The organism is Gammaproteobacteria bacterium (ex Lamellibrachia satsuma), assembly GCA_019623805.1.
In the GTDB taxonomy this organism is placed as follows: Bacteria; Pseudomonadota; Gammaproteobacteria; order Chromatiales; family Chromatiaceae; genus QGON01.
Genome location: CP053680.1, coordinates 3040711 through 3058086 on the forward strand (window position 1 = coordinate 3040711; position 17376 = coordinate 3058086).

Consider the following 17376-nt stretch of genomic DNA (forward strand, 5'->3'; position numbering starts at 1 on the left):
TCCTGCAACCGCAACCCTCACCAGAATTCCGGCGGGTGTGGGCCGGTTCAAGCGCAGTGTAACCGGCAACTCCTGAGCCCTGCGGATTAGAAACTGGGAGATCACCTTTTATATTGTGAACTGAGTCACAAAAAGCCACTGCTGAATGGGATTTTCCTTCCCCTCCTGTGTTATCTATTCTTTCGCGAACCGGGAACGTTCGCTAAGGCAGGGATTTGATGCAGCGTCATCAAGGCGAAAAAACAGTACATGGACAGTATGAAAAAGAACAATATCGGACAGGATATTTTGGCCCTGCTTGCCGGCGTGGCTCTGGTTTTTGCCTTTGCCCCCTTTCATCTGCCGTGGCTGGCGCTGGTCTCCTTTGCTGCTCTGTTTCTGATCTGGAGCCGTTCAACTCCCCGACGTGCCGCATGGCGCGGTTTTCTCTTCGGTTTGGCCTTCTACAGTGTGGGGCTTCATTGGCTCTTCAGCACTCTGGGTGGGGTTGACGAGAGCTTTCTGCCGATACTCACTGTTGTCATGGCTGGTGTGGTCCTGGTGAATATCTGTCTTCCCGGTATTTGCGGTTACATCCATGTCAGCTTGAGCCGACAAAGGTCCCCTTTGATTTCTGTTCTGATGTTTGCCTCGGTCTGGACACTTGGCGAGTGGGTCAGAACCTGGTGGATGAGCGGTTTTCCCCACTACATGGCGGGTTACGGCTTTATCGACACTCCGCTGGCAGGGTTTGCCCCATATCTTGGCGTTCTGGGTCTAACTTTTATTGTTTTACTGGCGGGTGGTTTGCTGGCGTTGGTGTTGATCGGTCCAGGGAAAAAGATGAGGCTGTCGGCATCAGCCGCACTACTGTCGCTGTTCCTGACAGGAACAGTTTTAGGTCATCTGGAATGGACTCAGCCAGTCTCCCAGACGCTTGAAGTGCGCCTGATACATGGAAATCAGGATGAAGAACGGAAGTTTCGGCGCTACAAGGTGATCGATACCATCGAACGCTATCTGGCGATGAGCCGGGTGGAACCTCGTCCGGACCTTGTATTGTGGCATGAGTCCTCAGTGGCCTACGACCTGAAGGGCGTCTACCGTTTTCTGGATGAGCAGGTGGACAGCTTGCGTGAAGCGGGAACTGAGCTGTTGCTGGGCAGCTATATCGAAGGTGACGGAAAATCCTATAACGCCCTGTTTGTCGGCGCGGAACCAAAACTTCGCTATTTAAAACGTCACCTGATCCCCTTTGGTGAATTTACCCCAGACATCTTGCTTTTGCGCGATATGGGAGACATGCTCAATGTCGAGATGGACTCTCTGACAAGTGGGCCGCCGGAGCAGGGACTACTGGAGGTAAAAGGCGTGCCACTGGCCAGTTCCATCTGTTTTGAAAATCACTTCGGCAACGAATTACGGCACGACTGGAAAGATGCGCAACTACTTGTGCATGTGAGCGATGTGAGTTGGTTCGAAGAGACGTGGTTACCGGAGCAGGCCCTGCAGATAGCCAGAATGCGGGGGCTTGAGAGTGGCAAGCCTATGCTGCATGCCACCAACAAGGGGATTAGCGCCATTATCGGTCCTCACGGCGGACTTGTTGAGACCCGAAGCGGTGGAGAGAACTGGTTCGACGGCAGCATCCAGCCCAGGCGTGGTCAGACCCCTTATACGGCCTGGGGTGAGTGGCCTCTACTGCTATTGACGATCACGCCCCTGTTGCTCGCACTGGCGGCAAAGATACGGATTATTCGAATTACATCATTTTCAACGCATAAAACTTCGATGCCTATTGCGTCGATGGTTGAATGAATAAACAAATATGGAAAACAGAGCATGAAGAGACAGACCGCAATTTTTTCAGCAAGTGTTATCTCCGTTATGGCGGTGTTGGCTGTCGCCATGAATACCGGAGAGGTAGAGCCAGTGTCTGTTGACGAAACGGTCACACTGCCGGAACGAACATTACGCAATGTGGTAAAGGATTTCCTGCAGATTGAGGGTGATGCATCTGAAGGTCAGGCCAGTGAACTTGCTGTGGGTGAACTGCGAAAAGAGCGAAACCGCCTGGTGGTGAATGACGCACTCCCCCCCGCAGCGGAAACATTGCGAGCATCGGTGGAAGAGATGCGGCTGGAGGTTGAACGGATCAACCAGGAAGCGGAGGAAGTGGAAGGCCGGGTGGGTGGCAAGGATGTTTACAGCAAAGAGACCGAGCAGCTGCTTGCAGAAGCGGATCTTTTGATGGCGGAGGTCAGCCAGAAGTACGGCATTACACAGGGCGAAATCCTGGCATTGACAGACATACAGCCCGAGACAACCGATCCTGAACTGATCGAACTGAATAGTAAACTCGAACAACTCGATGATGAGATGATCGAACTGGAACGCCGCGCCGGCAGTTTCTGATAACGAAAAAAACACAAAATTAAGGGAATTAAACTCATGGATATGAGGCTTACGGCCAGTCTTTCTGGTGTTTTCTGCGCATCATTGTTTTTTCTTCCAAACGCGGCAGCCAATAGCGGGCTGGTCGGTTCCCTGGAGGGCGAGGCCCAAGTCAATCAGGGTACCCTCGACTACACATTGCCGGTTGATCTGCCGGAAGGTCCGAATGGACTGGCGCCAGGATTGTCTATCAGCTACAGCCCACGTAATCCCAATGGTGTCTTGGGAATCGGTTTTAAACTGACTGGTGAGTCCGCCATTACCCGCTGTCCGGCCAACAAGGAGATCGACGGTGAACGGGGTGGCGTGGGATTTGATAACAGGGATCGCTACTGTCTCGACGGACAGCGGCTGATCTCCATAGCAGGTCAGGATGGTGAAGATGGTACTGAGTACCGCACTGTTGCAGAGAGTTACGCAAAAATTGAATCTCATGGGGCACTGGGCAGCGGGCCGGAGCGCTGGACGGTTTGGAGCAAGCAGGGATATATCCTGGAGTACGGTGACTCATCAAATACGCGAACCTCTGCAGCCGGACGCAATGAGCCTGCCGCCTGGAAACTCAGTAGCCGGCGTGACCGTTTTGATAACCGGATTCAATACCATTATCGCAAAGATGGTGGATTGAGTGTTCCGGATTTTATTGAGTACAGCGTGCATCGGGTCGAGTTTGAATACGAACCCCGTCCCGATAATCTCAGTGCCTACCAGTTTGGAGAAAGACGTGATTTGGGACTTCGGCTTGCTTCGCTGAATATCCTGAGCGATGGGGAAAAACTGCGGGAGTATCGTTTCAGTTACGAAATCGACGAAACACTGCCCTTCAGTCGTATCAGTGCCATCCAGCTTTGCGATGGCCTGGCTGAGTGCAGTCCTGCGACCCGATTTGAATGGAATGAAAATACCGGTTTCGATTTTATCAACGATCCCTCTATTCTGACCGGCAATGTCTTCTCCAGTTATGCCTTGGGCGACCTGAATCAGGATGGACTGACTGATCTCTGTTATCTCGATCATGGACTCTACTGTGGATTGAGCAGTGGCAATCACCCGGCCGGATACTCGAAATGGGCGGATCGGCTTGATGCAAAACATTGGCATAAGCCAAAAATCTCCGGGACTTTTATGTTGCTGGATCTCAACGGCGATATGAAGGCCGATTACTGTATCCAGGACAATTTAGGCATCTTGTGTGGCATAAGCGATGGTCAGAAATTCAGCAATAATCGCTACTGGAGCAAGTCATTCAATCGCAGGGACACACTGCGTTTTTCCGATATCAATAGTGACGGATATGTGGATATCTGCAAATTTGGCAACGATGGTGTCAGTTGTGTACTGAATAAGAACGGTAAAAGGTTCGGTCCCCTCGTGACACTCTCAGAGAGTGGCTGGCCAGCTGGCAGTGACGATATCAAGAACAACACCCTTAACTTTACCGACATCAATGGCGACAGCCTTATCGATATCTGTGGTGCAGATGATCAGGGTTTTCGTTGCGCCCTCGGTCTGGGTGTCGATGCGGATAATATGCCTCTGTTTGGCGAGAAAGAGATTTGGTCTGCGGAATTTGGCCGCCAATGGGCGAACAAAAGCTTTGCCGGTACCTTTCGCTATGGCGATCTTAATGCGGATGGCCTCTCGGATATCTGCTTTCGTCAGTCGCGCAACTACACCTGCGCCATCAATACCGGAAAGGCCTTTACGCCACTCAAAAAATGGGCGGACGTTACCTATGAGTGGGGGACGGACGAGGATCTGGAGAAGAATCATAACGACAACAGTCTGAACCTGCTCGATATCAACGTGGATGGAAGGGCAGATGTCTGCAGCGGCTCAGGAAGCGAAGCCTTTAGTTGTGCGTTGAACAATGGTGAAGAATTCGACGTCATGCGCAAATATGCGAGTCTGAAGCCGAGTGTAGATGTCATGACTTTGTATGACGGCACCAAGGTCATGCCGAAAGAGAACCCGTTGCGTATGACCGACATCAACAACGATGGATCGCCGGATGTATGTTACCGAAGTTACAAGGGTATCAACTGTACCATCGGAAACGACAACATGGCCAACCTGCTGGCAGCGGTTACCACCGGCTATGGTGCACGCACGGAATTCGAATATGGCCGCCTGAGTGATGAGGATCTCTACGAGCGTTATGAGGATGCAGTAGCGCCCGTATTTGATATGCAGGGTGTCACCAGAGTGGTGCGAAGTATATCCTCCTCCGATGGCATCGGCGGTATGAACCGCGTCAGTTACCACTATGCCGGGCTGAAGACCCACAAAGATGACGGCAGTCTTGGGTTTGCCGAGGTCAGCAGCCATAATCACACTGCCAACAGAAAACATATCACCCGCTACTATCAGCTTGGTGATTTCAGTGGCCGGGTGCGGGAGATAGAAGAGCTTGTCGGTGATGTGGTCATTCTCAGGAACAGGTTGACCTATCGCGAAATGCAGATGGTCTACGACAATGTCGTCAGTGTACAACCCCATACCCAAGTGCTGGAACACTATGAACTGGATGGTAGCCATACCAAAACTGAACAGACCAATCATGCGGAGTACGATGAATATGGCAATGCGCTACGTATGGTGGTGGAGATCAACGGAGTAAATGGCGACTTTGTCAGAAAGGAGACAAATAGCGTATATCGCAACGATGAGTCTGTCTGGTTGATCGGCAAGCCGCTCTACGTGGAAGTCACCCACTCCACCCGTGAAGGTACGCTGACTCGCTCGACCGGTTTTGATTACGATCACGTAAGTGGTGTTTTGCGAGGCGAGGTTATTGAACCGGGCAGCAGTCTCAGCCTGTCCAGTGAGTTTGAATACGACGAATATGGCAATCGTACCGGCACCGTTTTGAGCGGGCAGGGCGTGGACCCCCGCCACTCATATGCAACCTATGATGGATCAGGACGCTTCCCTATAAACCGTGCCAATGCTCTGGGTCACCGGGAAAACATCGAATACGACCCGCGTTGCGGCCTGCCGGTCAAGCAGACCGGTCCCAACGGCATCAGCACCCACTGGGGTTACGATAGTCTCTGCCGTAAAACAACGGAGCGCCGCGCCGATGGCACAGAGACCCACTGGACCTACGACTGGAGTGACGGTGCCAACGCTGGTCTTATCTTTGATGACTTTAGTGTCTATAGGATCACTGAGAGCGCTACCGGTGCACCGCCCAAGACCGTCTACTACGACGCCCTGAATCGTGAGGTGAGAACTGTCACCCGTGGCTTTAACGGAAAGAACGTCTACCAGGACAAACAGTACAACGCAAAGGGGCAGATAATCGCCGCCACCTTGCCCTATTTTGAGGGCGAGTTCCCTGGCGCGAACTCATACTGGGTCACAAGTGAGTACGACGAAATGGGAAGGGTGGTGGTGCAGAACAAACCCTCCGAGACGGGCCATATTCCCACCTACTACAGCTACCAGGGGCTGAGCGCCACTGTGATCGACCCGGAAGGTCGTGCACGCGTGGTGACGAAAAACCTGTTGGATAAAGATGCGCAGGTTGTCGAGGCAGGTATATCCACCATCACCTACACTTACGATCCCATCGGCAACCTGACAGCAACAGACACCAACGGATTCATTATCAGCAATCGATATGATGACCACGGCAACAAGATATCCATGGACGACCCCTCCATGGGCTTTTGGCAATACCGCTACAATCCCTATGGCGAGCTGATCTGGCAGCAGGATGCCAAGGGCCAGGTGGTCAAGCAATTTCACGACCAGCTCGGCCGACTGGTCAGGCGCGAGACTGCAGAAGGTGTCGCAACTTGGGAGTACGACACAGCAGAAAACGGCATCGGTAAACTCGCCAGAACCACATTACCTGACAACAGCCGTTCGTTCGAATACGACGCTCTCGGCCGTGCTGTCTCCACCAAGACAAAAATAGGAGAGAAAAGTTTTACCAAACAGGTTGCCTACGATGCCCAATCCCGCCCCGTCAAAGAGACTTTTCCTGACGGTATAGAGATCGAACGGATCTACAACAAAGACGGCTATCTAAAAACAGTGCGCATGCCGAAAAAGGAGGTTTGGGATTATGATTATATCCGGCTTGAGGAGTCGTTGAGCGCCTTCTTGAAGGAGGTTTATGAGCTAGAGGGGCGGAAGGTCTCCTCTCAACGACAGGCTGCTGCACTTGTCGAAAAAGCTGGAACGATCAGAGCGCTGGAGTTGGCTGCGCTTGGGGCTGAAAAACAGGCTGAGAACGACTTGGTGCGGCTTGAAACGGCGACAAGCAAGTTATTGGCTAAAGCCAGTCACTACCAAAACCAATCGGACTATTATGCTAAGCAGGCCAGCAGACTTTGGCGCGTGTTTGGCAATGCCTATTTTAAATATTCGAAATCATCGGGGGGGAAAGCCTACTACAAGTACTCCTATTGCAACGCGTACGGGAGGAAAGGAAAGTGTGCGAGTTATGGAACAACAACAGAAACGGTGAATTCATCCTGGCTGCCAAAACCGCAAGATTGTGGTTGGAAGGAGTACGACCCGTGGAATATCTCCGGAATCAGCCGATTTGAGGTGAAGGTTCAGGAGGCAAAGCGGGCCGGAAATACCCGCACGAGGTGGGTCCAAAACAAAGATCCTGAGATGTTTGGTCTGGTTCAGGTCCATGAAGCGAAATGGTGTGAGTCTGGGCCACCCAAGCAGGTCAGGCTCTCGAGTCTCTATTCAAAACATGCGAAGAGTACACAAGCCCAATCAGAAAGATTGTCAAAACTGGCCGCGGAAAAAAACCAAGAGGCTGAAATCTATCGCACCATTGAGCAGAACTCCCGTCGAGATGCTGAACTGTATGCCAGACAGGCAAAAGAGCTCTATCTGCAGGCCAGAGAACAGGCAAGCATTGCTCGAGAATTCATGGATAAGATCGAAGATTATCAGGCTTCGATGGATACTATCGAACGTCAACTCGACGAACACAATAACAGCGACGAGTATGTCACCCTCTGGTCAGCTACCAGTCGCGACGCCTCCGGTCGTCTGAAAGGCGAATTCGCAGGCAACGGCTACTTAACCCAACGCATCTTCGACCCCTACAGCGGCCGCCTTAAGGAGATCAAAACAGGCGTCGCAGAGAACAACTCAATCCGCAACCTGCACTACAGCTACGACAACTCCGGCAACGTCACCCAGCGCGACGACCGGGTCAACGGCATCAGCGAGAGCTACCAGTACGATAGCCTCGATCGGCTGGAACAGGCTGATTACTATGAAACTGCTACCGGTGTAAGTGACAGTCTCAGCTATAGCTACGACATCAACGGTAACATCCTGCACAAATCCAACGCAGGATCCATGTCGTATGATCAGGGTAACCGCATCCTCACACTGAACCGCAACAACGGGACCTACGAAGACTACGCTTACGACGCCAATGGCAACATGGTGTCCGGCAGTGGACGTGAGATCGAATGGAGCTCATTCAACAAACCGTTGAGGATAAAGACAAAAGAGGCTGATGTCAGTTTTGAATACGGTCCTGACAATAACCGCGTCACCAAACAGAGCCTCGACAAAGAGGGACAGGAGACCACCTGGTACATCGGCAAAGGCTATGAATTGATTGATGCCGTGGATATGGACGGTAACCACATCAAGCGTAAGAAACACTTCATCTACGCCGATGGCGAGGTCATTGCGATCCAGGTCAGAACCATCGAAAATGGTCAGAAACAGGCGGATCAGACCCGCTACTTACACAAAGATGCGTTGGGCAGCGTCGACACCATCACCGACTCCCATGGCGCGATCATCGCACGCTTGGGCTACACCCCCTTCGGTCAGCGCCGGGCGGCCAACGGGCAAGAGATCGACCAGTCCTTCCAGCGAAAATTGACCAACCGGGGATACACCGGCCACGAACAGATCGACAACATAGGTCTGGTGCACATGAACGCCCGGCTCTATGATCCGGAGATAGGCCGATTCCTCTCAGCAGATATCTACATCCAGGAGCCGGGACTGTCGCAGAACTTCAACCGCTACATATATGTGATGAACAACCCGTTGAAGTACAACGACCCCAGCGGCCACTTCATCAATTTCATCATCGGCGCGATCATCATGATTGTCTCTCAATTTATCGACAATCCCTACATTCGGATGATTGGCATGGTTGTTGGTATGGCGATGATGGGGGGTGTATTTTTTGGGGAAGCATTATTTACCGCTGCGGCAGGAGGATCGGGAGCCAGTGGCGCGTTCATCACAGTCGGCAGCACTAGTTTTCAGGTGGCGGCAGGGCAAATAGCACTGGCTGCGATGAATGGCGCAGCAATAGGCGCCGTAGTGGGTGGAGCCACAACAGGCACACTGAAAGGCGCGTTGAAGGGAGCAATGTTTGGTGCGATCAGTGGTGCAGCTGCAGGGTATATAGGGCATGGCGGTAATGGGGGAGGGCGACTATTTGATAGCGATGGAGTGACCGCATTGGCCCATGGAACCACACAAGGTGCGATTAGCGAACTGCGTGGTGGGGATTTCAAGAGTGGGTTTGTGGGAGCGTTTGTTTCGCATATATCGCCGGCCACGAGATGGACAAAAACCAATGCTGTACCAATGCCAATTCGCACTATGGCTGCCGCTGCGCTCGGTGGGCTTGCATCAGCAGCAACAGGTGGCAGTTTTGCAGATGGAGCGTATCATGGGGCTATGGTGCATTTGTTTAATGCAGAAATTGGTAAATACCATATATTGAATAGTAGGAAAGATGCTAGTGATGTGATGATTTATAATGAAAATAGGAGCGAAGCATATTGGGTTTCCAGGGGCGCTGCTTCTCAGGCGAGTTCAGCTGCAGCTTTGGGTATGAATTATTCAGAGTTGAATTCGGCTCAAGGAAAGCAGGCGAGGCTAGTTTTAAGTGCTACTGCTGGTGCTATCTCAGCATCTGCGGGCTTAGCTACGGCATCTGGAGTTGCCATGATATTCGGTACAGCCGCTGCTATTCTTTCTCCAACTCCAGAGAATGTATTTGATTATGGTCTTGGTCTCATGTCCCGTGGGCTCTCAGGACCTGCAAAAGACATGATGGATGCATATTCAACGACAAGAGATATTGAAGGTTTTACTGGGTCACTATCTGGTTCTGATAAATAATAGGCGTTGATTATGAATAAATTCTTCATTGAGTCTGGAACTGTTCTTCTGCTGGTGGTGTTGCTTTCAAAGCAATTATGGATATTTGGCGCCATTTATTTCGCTATAGTTATTTTTTTGGTAAAAAAGGAGTATTTCAGTTACTTTGATTTTGATAAAAAAGGTATTTTCAGGATCGTCATCTTTTCTCTTCTTGGTGGCGCGATAGGGATAAGTGGTTATTTTGGTGATGGTTGGTTTATTCTCGCAACGTTGTTTTTTATTGCTATTGGAATAATTTTGATCTCGCCTGTCTCCCGGCATGCAAAAACTAAGAAGAACACAATCAATACATCAATAAGATCACACTCGATTGATAAATAGTCAATCAGCTGGTGGTGAATCGAATCACTCCGAACGTTCTTTTCTAACAGGATATCAACAGGATGGCTACGCAAAACTTCGACCGGGAATTGAATGTCAGTGGCTTGGACTGCCCGCTTCCCATCATTCGCACCAAGGCAGCATTTGCCAGAATGGATTCAGGTCAGGTACTCCAAATTACGGCAACCAATCCTGAGTATACTCGCGAGATCCAGGTATTGACCGCACATGGCCTTTATGAATTGATCGACGAATCCATCACCGAGCAGCGGCTGATCTATCTGGTGCGTAAGAAGTAAGATGGTAGCCCGAAAAATGCAGTGATCACAGAAAATGGGACGAATATTTTTTGTCTTCGCAGAGAATCGGTCTGTTTTTCGGTTTTTTTCCATACGTGGATGAGAGGCAGTCCACATATCATGAGCCATAAAATTATCGTTTAACCAGTTTCGTGAATCAGTTCCATGTAAGAAACTAATTATTTCATTACTTTCTTATATTGACTGAATTACAACGAGGCACTGAACTGTGAGTCGGAAAAAACAGCCCCCAATCAGCGATAATCCCGAGGAAAATGACAACCCGGTTCTCTCTGGGCTGATGCAGGGATTGCAATCGGTCTTTGATAAGATCCACAAAGACAATAGCCAGCGCGACCATAGCCAGGAAAAGATCATTGAGGAGTTTTCCGAGCGCCTGAATCACGCCTTCGACCAGGTTCATACTGAAGCGAAAGAGCGGGAGCAGTTGCTTTCCGATAAGCTTAAGGCCATTGAGACTGAACAGCGGTATCGCATCCAGCGCATCAAGATCTTCTCTGTACCTGGTACCCTGATCGCACTGGTTGCAATGGGTTATCTTTTCTACGTGGTGAACGTCATGGAACGTTCCATGACCAGCATGTCGACGGATATGCATGATATGCGTGGATACATAGCCAATATCAGTGGTGATACCCGTAATATGTCACAAGGTGTGCTAAATATGAATGTTGAGATGGTGGCAATGAACGGAAACATGAGCCAAATTGACAACCATATGGTCGACATGAACGATAACATTGGTCAGATCAGTACCCATGTGGAGGGTATGAATGGCAGTATGTCCAACCTCAATCGTAGTGTTGGTGTGATGACTCATGATGTCGGCAATATGTCCCACACGATCAGTCCGCTGATGTCGGGTTTTCGCACCATCATGCCGTTCTAGGAGCTGTCACTCCCGAGGCCGAATCTGAGGGTGTTTGTCTGCTAAACTTATCGTCAGTCTTGTAGTGGATTTTAAGCAGCCGATAAGGATTGGTGAATGAGCAAAATCTTTGTGAGCTATAGACAGCAAGGCACGCTGATGCGTGCTGGGAGGGTTGCTGAGACGCTCATTTCGCATTTTGGTGCCGGCAATATTTTTCAGGATCAAGCAACCTTGCATGGTGGTTCAGACTGGCAGAAAGCTATTGATGAGGCGCTAAAGGGCTGCTCCGTTTTAGTTGCAGTGATTGGCCCGCACTAGTTGGAGCACAAGAGTGCGAACGGCGGACGGCGTATCGATGAGCCTGATGATTACGTTCTCCTGGAAATTGCAACGGCGCTTAGTCGTGATATACCTGTTATTCCAGTTCTTGTCGGCAGTGCGAAAAGGTTTCACCAGGAAGAGTTGCCAGATCCTCTGAAGCAGCTTGCATATATCGAGCCGCTGAGCATAGAGGATAGTGCATGGCACGAAGGCATGCATTCACTTCTTGAATCGATCAGACGCTTTGATATAAATCCCAAGAAGATTGGCTGGAAGACTTTTACAAGTCTTGCCCTGTCTGTAGTAGGCATGTTTGCTATAGGGTCAGACGACGTATCCTTAAAGGCTGCCGTAGTTGGGTTGGTTCTTGGCCTTCTGGCGCTGGTCCTGAGTCTGCGGTCGTATTACGAGTTCCGCAAGGGTGCTCAAAGGGGGAGAAGCTGGGCGGTCGGTGCCATAATATACTCTGGATTGATCGCGTTAGTAGCGTTGGACGAAATGATCCCGGATAAATATTTCTAGCACCTGTGGATTTCCGTGCATCGTGAAATCAATCTAAACCGTCCCTATTGATTCACCGGATCATTGTTTTGTGCAGGAAAGCAATGGAATAATAGGGGAACAGACCACACTTCCGAGGTTAAAACTGGCTGCGAAGATGTAGATACCCACAAAAATCAGAGGTGGAATGCCGATGTGGCTATCCCTTCAGCAGTATTAACTCGCCTGGATAAGAGCTTAACTGAAATTGATAATTTACAGGAATGATGCGTTGAAAGATGAAAAATATAGCGGTGGATATTCAAAGCATATCCTGAGCGAGTTTTCAAAAAGAAGTCTGGATAAAGAGGGTTGTTTTTTTCAAGACCATATTGAACAAGGGAACACTGTGCTTGATGTTGGGTGTGGGCCGGGTTCATTGAGTCTACAGATTGCAGAACGTGTTGGCCCTAATGGGTATGTACATGCTGTGGATATTCAGTCTGAGCAGTTTCCTGCTGATCATAACCAAAATATCCATTTCCAGCAGGCATCTATCTTTGATCTTCCCTTTGAAGATAATACTTTTGACGCTATTTTGGCGCATGCAGTTTTATACCATTTAAGTGTTCAGGACTTGGCTTTGGCAGAATTAAAGCGAGTACTGAAACCAGGTGGATTGCTTGGCATACGTGATGCAGAATTTGGTGGTGATGTCTGTTATCCGTCAGTTGACGACCTGGATAAAGCGTGGGAAATTATTGAAGCCTGCTTCAATGTGGCGGGTTCTGATATTTTCTATGGTAGAAAGCAAGCCAGCAGCTTGATTAAAGCAGGTTTCGATGTGATCTCCTTGTCTGCCAGTTATGATGTATTTTGCCATTCATCAGGTTATAACCCGAACGACTATGCGTTGTTTTGGCAGGATTACATTCAAAGGCATGCCTTTAAGGTGGGTTATACAGAAGATGAAATAGTACGAGCTCAGAAGGCAGTGCTAAACTGGGGTAATCATCCTGATGCCTATTATGGCCGTACGCGTTGTGAGGCGGTTGCGCGTAAGCCCCTATGAATTCAGGAAGTTTAGGGGTTGTTTTCCAGTTTACCGACTGTCATGTTCATGATCCTGAATCAGACGGGAATTTTCATGGCGTCGATACCAACGCCAGTTTGTTAGCCTGCCTTGCTGGGGCGCAGGCGTCAGGCGCAGTGGATTTACTGGTGTTTAGCGGTGATTTATCGAATGATGAAAGCCGTGCCTCCTATCAGTTTTTAGCTGAGTCAGTTGATCACTATTTTCCAGGCACAACTTGTCTGATTCAGGCTGGAAATCATGATGATTTAAAGGTTATGCAGCAGGTTTTTCCCTATCGTAATTGCCAAATGGCAAAGCAGTTTCAGATTGGGCGATGGTGTGTGTATCTGCTGGAAACACAAGCCCTCAATGGAACCTGGTTTCACGCCAGAGTTTTACCTGAAGTTTATCAGGATTTACAGGATTTACAGCTCAGAGAAGATATCAGCGACCTATTGGTGTTCATGCATTACAATTTGGTTGATCTGAAATTTCGTGGCATACAATGTGGTGTCGGGGAAACGGATAAACTTCGTCAGGCTATGTTGAGTAACGGTAAAGTCCGATGCGTGTCATCCGGCCATATCCATCAAGAATATCACTGGCTGGATAGAGGCATCATTTATACTTCGACCCCGACCACTGGTGCGCAATCACGATTGCCTGATGGTCGGGAGAGTCAGGAATGGGCGGGATTTAAACGTTTTGAACTGTTTTCTGATGGCACGATCAGTCTTGATACCATGCGTATCTGTGAGCCTGTTAAAAGGCAGGGGTTGAAGTCCGCAGTGTCAGACCCGGTTGACAGGATAAAATAGCCTGCATTCCGCAAAGACCTAAACTGTTTAACGAATCAATTGGGGACTGACCATGGTCCTGCGTAGAAAGCCAGATTTATCCACCCGCACCAGTTTTTTACCAACTGGCCATCCTGGGTAATTAGCCTGTTCAGTGAAGCAATGCATCGTTATCCACCTTGTCGATTTGTTCAGGTAATAGATACTCTTCTGCATAGCGGGAATAGACGCCTGATGTCAGAAATAATTCATACAAGTGAGGACATATTTTATTCTCTTTGCTCATTTGACTCATAATTTTAAGTGCTGTGTTGACTGACTTTGATTTTTTATAGGGCCTGTCTGATGCTGTCAGAGCTTCAAAGATATCAGCAATCGTCATGATGCGTTCTGGGATAGAAATGGAGTCTGCGAAACGATGGCGTGGATATCCGCTTCCGTCAAGCTTTTCATGATGACTACCAGCCCAATCAGGGACATGCCGCAGTGCTTTTGGAAACGGAAGTTGCTTTAGCATGATGATGGTTTGTGTGATGTGCTCATTGATCTTAAAACGTTCTTCTTTTGTAAGCGTGCCGTGTTCAATACTGAGGCTGTAAAGCTCACCCAGGTTAAAGGCATATTTCGGCGTATCCATTTGAAAACCATAGGGGTTGTCTGCAAAGGGGCCGAGCTTGTCTCTGTGAGGAATGATGTGTTCTGCTTTGTTTGCCAAAAGAGGTTCATTGGTGGGAAGTGTGGGTGGAGCCTCTTGTATGGACACCTTTCGAGACAGCTCCTTCGGTGAAATGCCAATACGATCATCCAGGTTGCGTCTCCATTTTTGTGTTGCTATTTCATTCAATCGTAATATCTTTTCAGCTGCCATGCTTTCTTCCCCGATATTGCATTCAGCCACAAAAGCATAGTCTTCACGGATTTTCTCAGTCTGAGTATTAAATCTCTCTTGCAGTACCTGTTTATTATTTTCTCCTTCTGAAAGTGCCTTGAGATAGCTAATCTCTGCATCCCGCCAAAGGAGTTCAAAGCGTAATCGTATCTCATGGATACGGTTATAGATGGTCTCCAATTTCGTTGCTTTATCTACAACGTGTTCCGGTGTGGTGACTTTGCCACAATCATGCAGCCAGCTTGCAAGATAGAGTTCATACCACTGTTCTTCTGAAAGGGTGAATTCCCTGAATGGAGACGCTGTTGATAAGGTGGCCTCAATAGCCAGTTCATGCGCAAGGATTGGTACTCGTTGACAATGCCCGCTGGTGTAGTGCGACTTGGCATCAATGGCCCCAGCCAACATCTGGACGACGGCATCAAGCAGGTCTTTTTGTTCTTTTAGCAGACACCGGTTGTCGAGGGCAATTGCAGCGCTTGATGAGAGGGCCTCCACAAAAGAGATTACCGCTGGGCTGAAGCCAATCAACTCGTCAGTGGTTGGATGACGGGCATTGATCAATTCTAGGACTCCGATGATTTCAGAGCGTTGATTGATTAATGGAAGGGCCAGCATGGTAATGCACTGGTAGTCCTTTCTCTCGAATCGTTGTCGAATTTCACTACCGTCATCAAGGACAGACAGATCTTCAATGGCTAGAGTTTTACCAGAACGCACAACACTTTCAGTAACTGTAACGCGGCCCTTTGTCTTTTTATTGGATAGGATGATCGGCTGAATAGGAGGTTTATTCGCTGTTGATCCACCATAAAACTCATTTGTGTTGTCATTCCTGAAAATTGAAAATTCAAGTTTGTCTTCATCATCATTTAAAAGACAAATAGACCCCGAATCCGCATTACAAACTTGTTGAGCCTCAAGCAGAATCTTCTCCAGGAGGTGATCCATATTCTTCTCAGTTGAAAGCGCCTTGCCGATTTCAATAAATTGTTGGATGGAAGTCTTCATGACTGACATGGTCACAGACAGAGTATGAATCTCGTTGATATGAGAATGCACATCAATGGGAGTATCCAGTTTCAGTTTTCGAATTTCCTGTGCCTCTTGAGCAAGAAGATGAATTGGAAGAGAGATACGCCGGGATATCCACCAGCCAATAAAAATGGATATAGAAAGCAGCGCCAAAGATATCTGTACACTCTCAGATCGAATCTTTTCCAGCGGAGCCAGGAGTTCATCATGTGGGGAGAGAATCGCAAGATAGGCAGTTTCTCCACTTTGCAACGGTAACGGTGACAGGGTTCCTATCCATTCCTGTGTCCCAGTTGAAATGTTTAAGCGCCTGTCTTGGCTGTCTGAAGTCAGTGTCTTAAATAGCTGATGCAAAACAGGATTGTGAAGATCAGACAAATGCGCAGTAATTAGAGATTCATGACCTCCCTCCCCAGCATGTCGGCTTACCTGTTTAATATCTGAGTAAGCGATTACAGTACCTTCAGAATCAAATACGACAACCTCTGTTGAAGGTGTAATCAGATGGCTCGATAATTCCGTCGAAATCTCATTAAGCCTGAGATCCACGGCTACAACTCCGGAGGTTTGCGGTAGACGCCTGGCCAGTGTAATGCCTACATCACGTGTAGTGAAAAAGATATACGGTGCAGTCTGTATTAGGTTTGCGCTGTTAATGGCTGTCTGATACCAGCTCCGTTTTCTGGGGTCATAGTTTGAATCAAGGCCGTCCTGGCGACCAATAGGTTTGAGATCCAAATCATAATAGACATAACTGATCTCCTGTTGGTCGTCTCCATGTTGCGCGCCGTACTGAACCATGAATGCAGTGTTAACAGGCAGGTTTGCGTTAGACCATTCATCTTTGCCCTCACGTATAGTCCTTACAAGATAGTGTTTCCCATCCGCATACCCAATGTAGATGGATGCCAAATAGGGATTTCCTCTCAGTGCGGCAATGAATGCATGAAACAGCTTTTGATGTTGTGCGGCTTCTGTGTTTTGTGCCTGTTCAAGCTCAGCAGTGATACTTACCAACATCGCTGCAGGTGAATAGATACCTTGAATACGTTCAGCTGTCTGCCGTTCAATGCGGTTGAACAGTTCTTGAGTGGCGGAGAGGGTGATGGTTTTGTTTTTTTCGAAGTTATACCAGGATATTGAAAGGCTGACAGAGCTAAGTAACAAAGTAATAAGAAACCCAATGATTATCTGGAGCGGGAATTTCACAAGCTTTCTGGCGGATCTTTCAGAATGTTTCTGATGACCAGAAATCGGGATGTCTTGTGCAATACTTTCTGACACTTGCATCTCCAACAGTAAGATCGAATACTCTGTTACTTCCAAACCTTCAAGCTGAATATAGCAGCCTGTGCTGAGGAATGTTTGTCCAGAAACACTCTCTGCCGATTGTTTTGGATAATACTCGCCAAAGTTCTGAAAATATTGAGTGGCACAGGAAAGATTTCTATTTGGATAAGCCTGAAGTGGAATGATCACAAGAGGGTCAAAAAACGGATCGTGATACAGACCCCCAACATTTTGTTGATCTGCGTCATTATCTTTCTCCAGTGTTGTCTTAGATTGAAAGTAGAGGCGTTTTATTCGTCTCGTCGCTTCGCTTCGCTTATCTGTACGCATACAGAATCCGAAGAGGGAATTTCAGGTGT

At 48.7% G+C, this 17376-nt stretch carries 11 protein-coding genes; 10 read left to right on the top strand and 1 reads right to left on the bottom strand.

Annotation, left to right across the window (positions count from 1 at the left end; translation table 11 throughout):
• Positions 1-249: 249 nt before the first annotated feature.
• The 10 genes from lnt to HPY30_13410 all read left to right on the top strand — a co-directional run bounded on the left by lnt (position 250) and on the right by HPY30_13410 (position 13824).
• A complete protein-coding gene (gene lnt / locus HPY30_13365; GenBank protein ID QYZ66888.1) occupies positions 250-1797 on the top strand; it encodes an apolipoprotein N-acyltransferase in 1548 nt (515 codons plus the stop codon).
• 24 nt (positions 1798-1821) lie between these two features.
• A complete protein-coding gene (locus tag HPY30_13370; protein ID QYZ66889.1) occupies positions 1822-2394 on the top strand; it encodes a hypothetical protein in 573 nt (190 codons plus the stop codon).
• Between the two features lie 36 nt (positions 2395-2430).
• On the top strand, positions 2431-9576 hold the full coding sequence (locus HPY30_13375) for a hypothetical protein (protein QYZ66890.1): 7146 nt from the start codon (positions 2431-2433) through the stop codon (positions 9574-9576).
• 12 nt (positions 9577-9588) lie between these two features.
• Positions 9589-9939 (top strand): hypothetical protein, encoded by a 351-nt coding sequence (locus tag HPY30_13380; protein ID QYZ66891.1) that lies wholly within the window; start codon positions 9589-9591, stop codon positions 9937-9939.
• A 62-nt stretch (positions 9940-10001) separates the two neighbouring features.
• Entirely contained in the window at positions 10002-10238 is a 237-nt protein-coding gene (locus tag HPY30_13385; protein QYZ66892.1) for a sulfurtransferase TusA family protein, read from the top strand.
• A 229-nt stretch (positions 10239-10467) separates the two neighbouring features.
• Positions 10468-11148, top strand: a complete 681-nt coding sequence (locus HPY30_13390; GenBank protein ID QYZ66893.1) for a hypothetical protein — start codon at positions 10468-10470, stop codon at positions 11146-11148.
• Positions 11149-11244: 96 nt separating this feature from the next.
• Positions 11245-11448 carry a toll/interleukin-1 receptor domain-containing protein gene (locus HPY30_13395; GenBank protein QYZ66894.1) on the top strand — a complete coding sequence of 68 codons (204 nt, stop codon included), beginning with the start codon at positions 11245-11247 and terminating at the stop codon, positions 11446-11448.
• Positions 11449-11973, top strand: a complete 525-nt coding sequence (locus HPY30_13400; protein ID QYZ66895.1) for a hypothetical protein — start codon at positions 11449-11451, stop codon at positions 11971-11973.
• 250 nt (positions 11974-12223) lie between these two features.
• Positions 12224-13003 (top strand): class I SAM-dependent methyltransferase, encoded by a 780-nt coding sequence (locus HPY30_13405; GenBank protein QYZ66896.1) that lies wholly within the window; start codon positions 12224-12226, stop codon positions 13001-13003.
• Positions 13000-13824, top strand: coding sequence for a hypothetical protein (locus HPY30_13410; GenBank protein ID QYZ66897.1), 825 nt, complete (start codon positions 13000-13002; stop codon positions 13822-13824). Before HPY30_13405 ends, HPY30_13410 begins: the two co-directional genes overlap by 4 nt.
• 130 nt (positions 13825-13954) lie before the next feature.
• On the opposite strand, the gene HPY30_13415 is transcribed toward HPY30_13410, so the two are convergent.
• Positions 13955-17347: a GAF domain-containing protein gene (locus HPY30_13415; protein ID QYZ66898.1), complete on the bottom strand. Its 3393-nt coding sequence runs from the start codon at positions 17345-17347 to the stop codon at positions 13955-13957.
• Positions 17348-17376 lie beyond the last annotated feature (29 nt).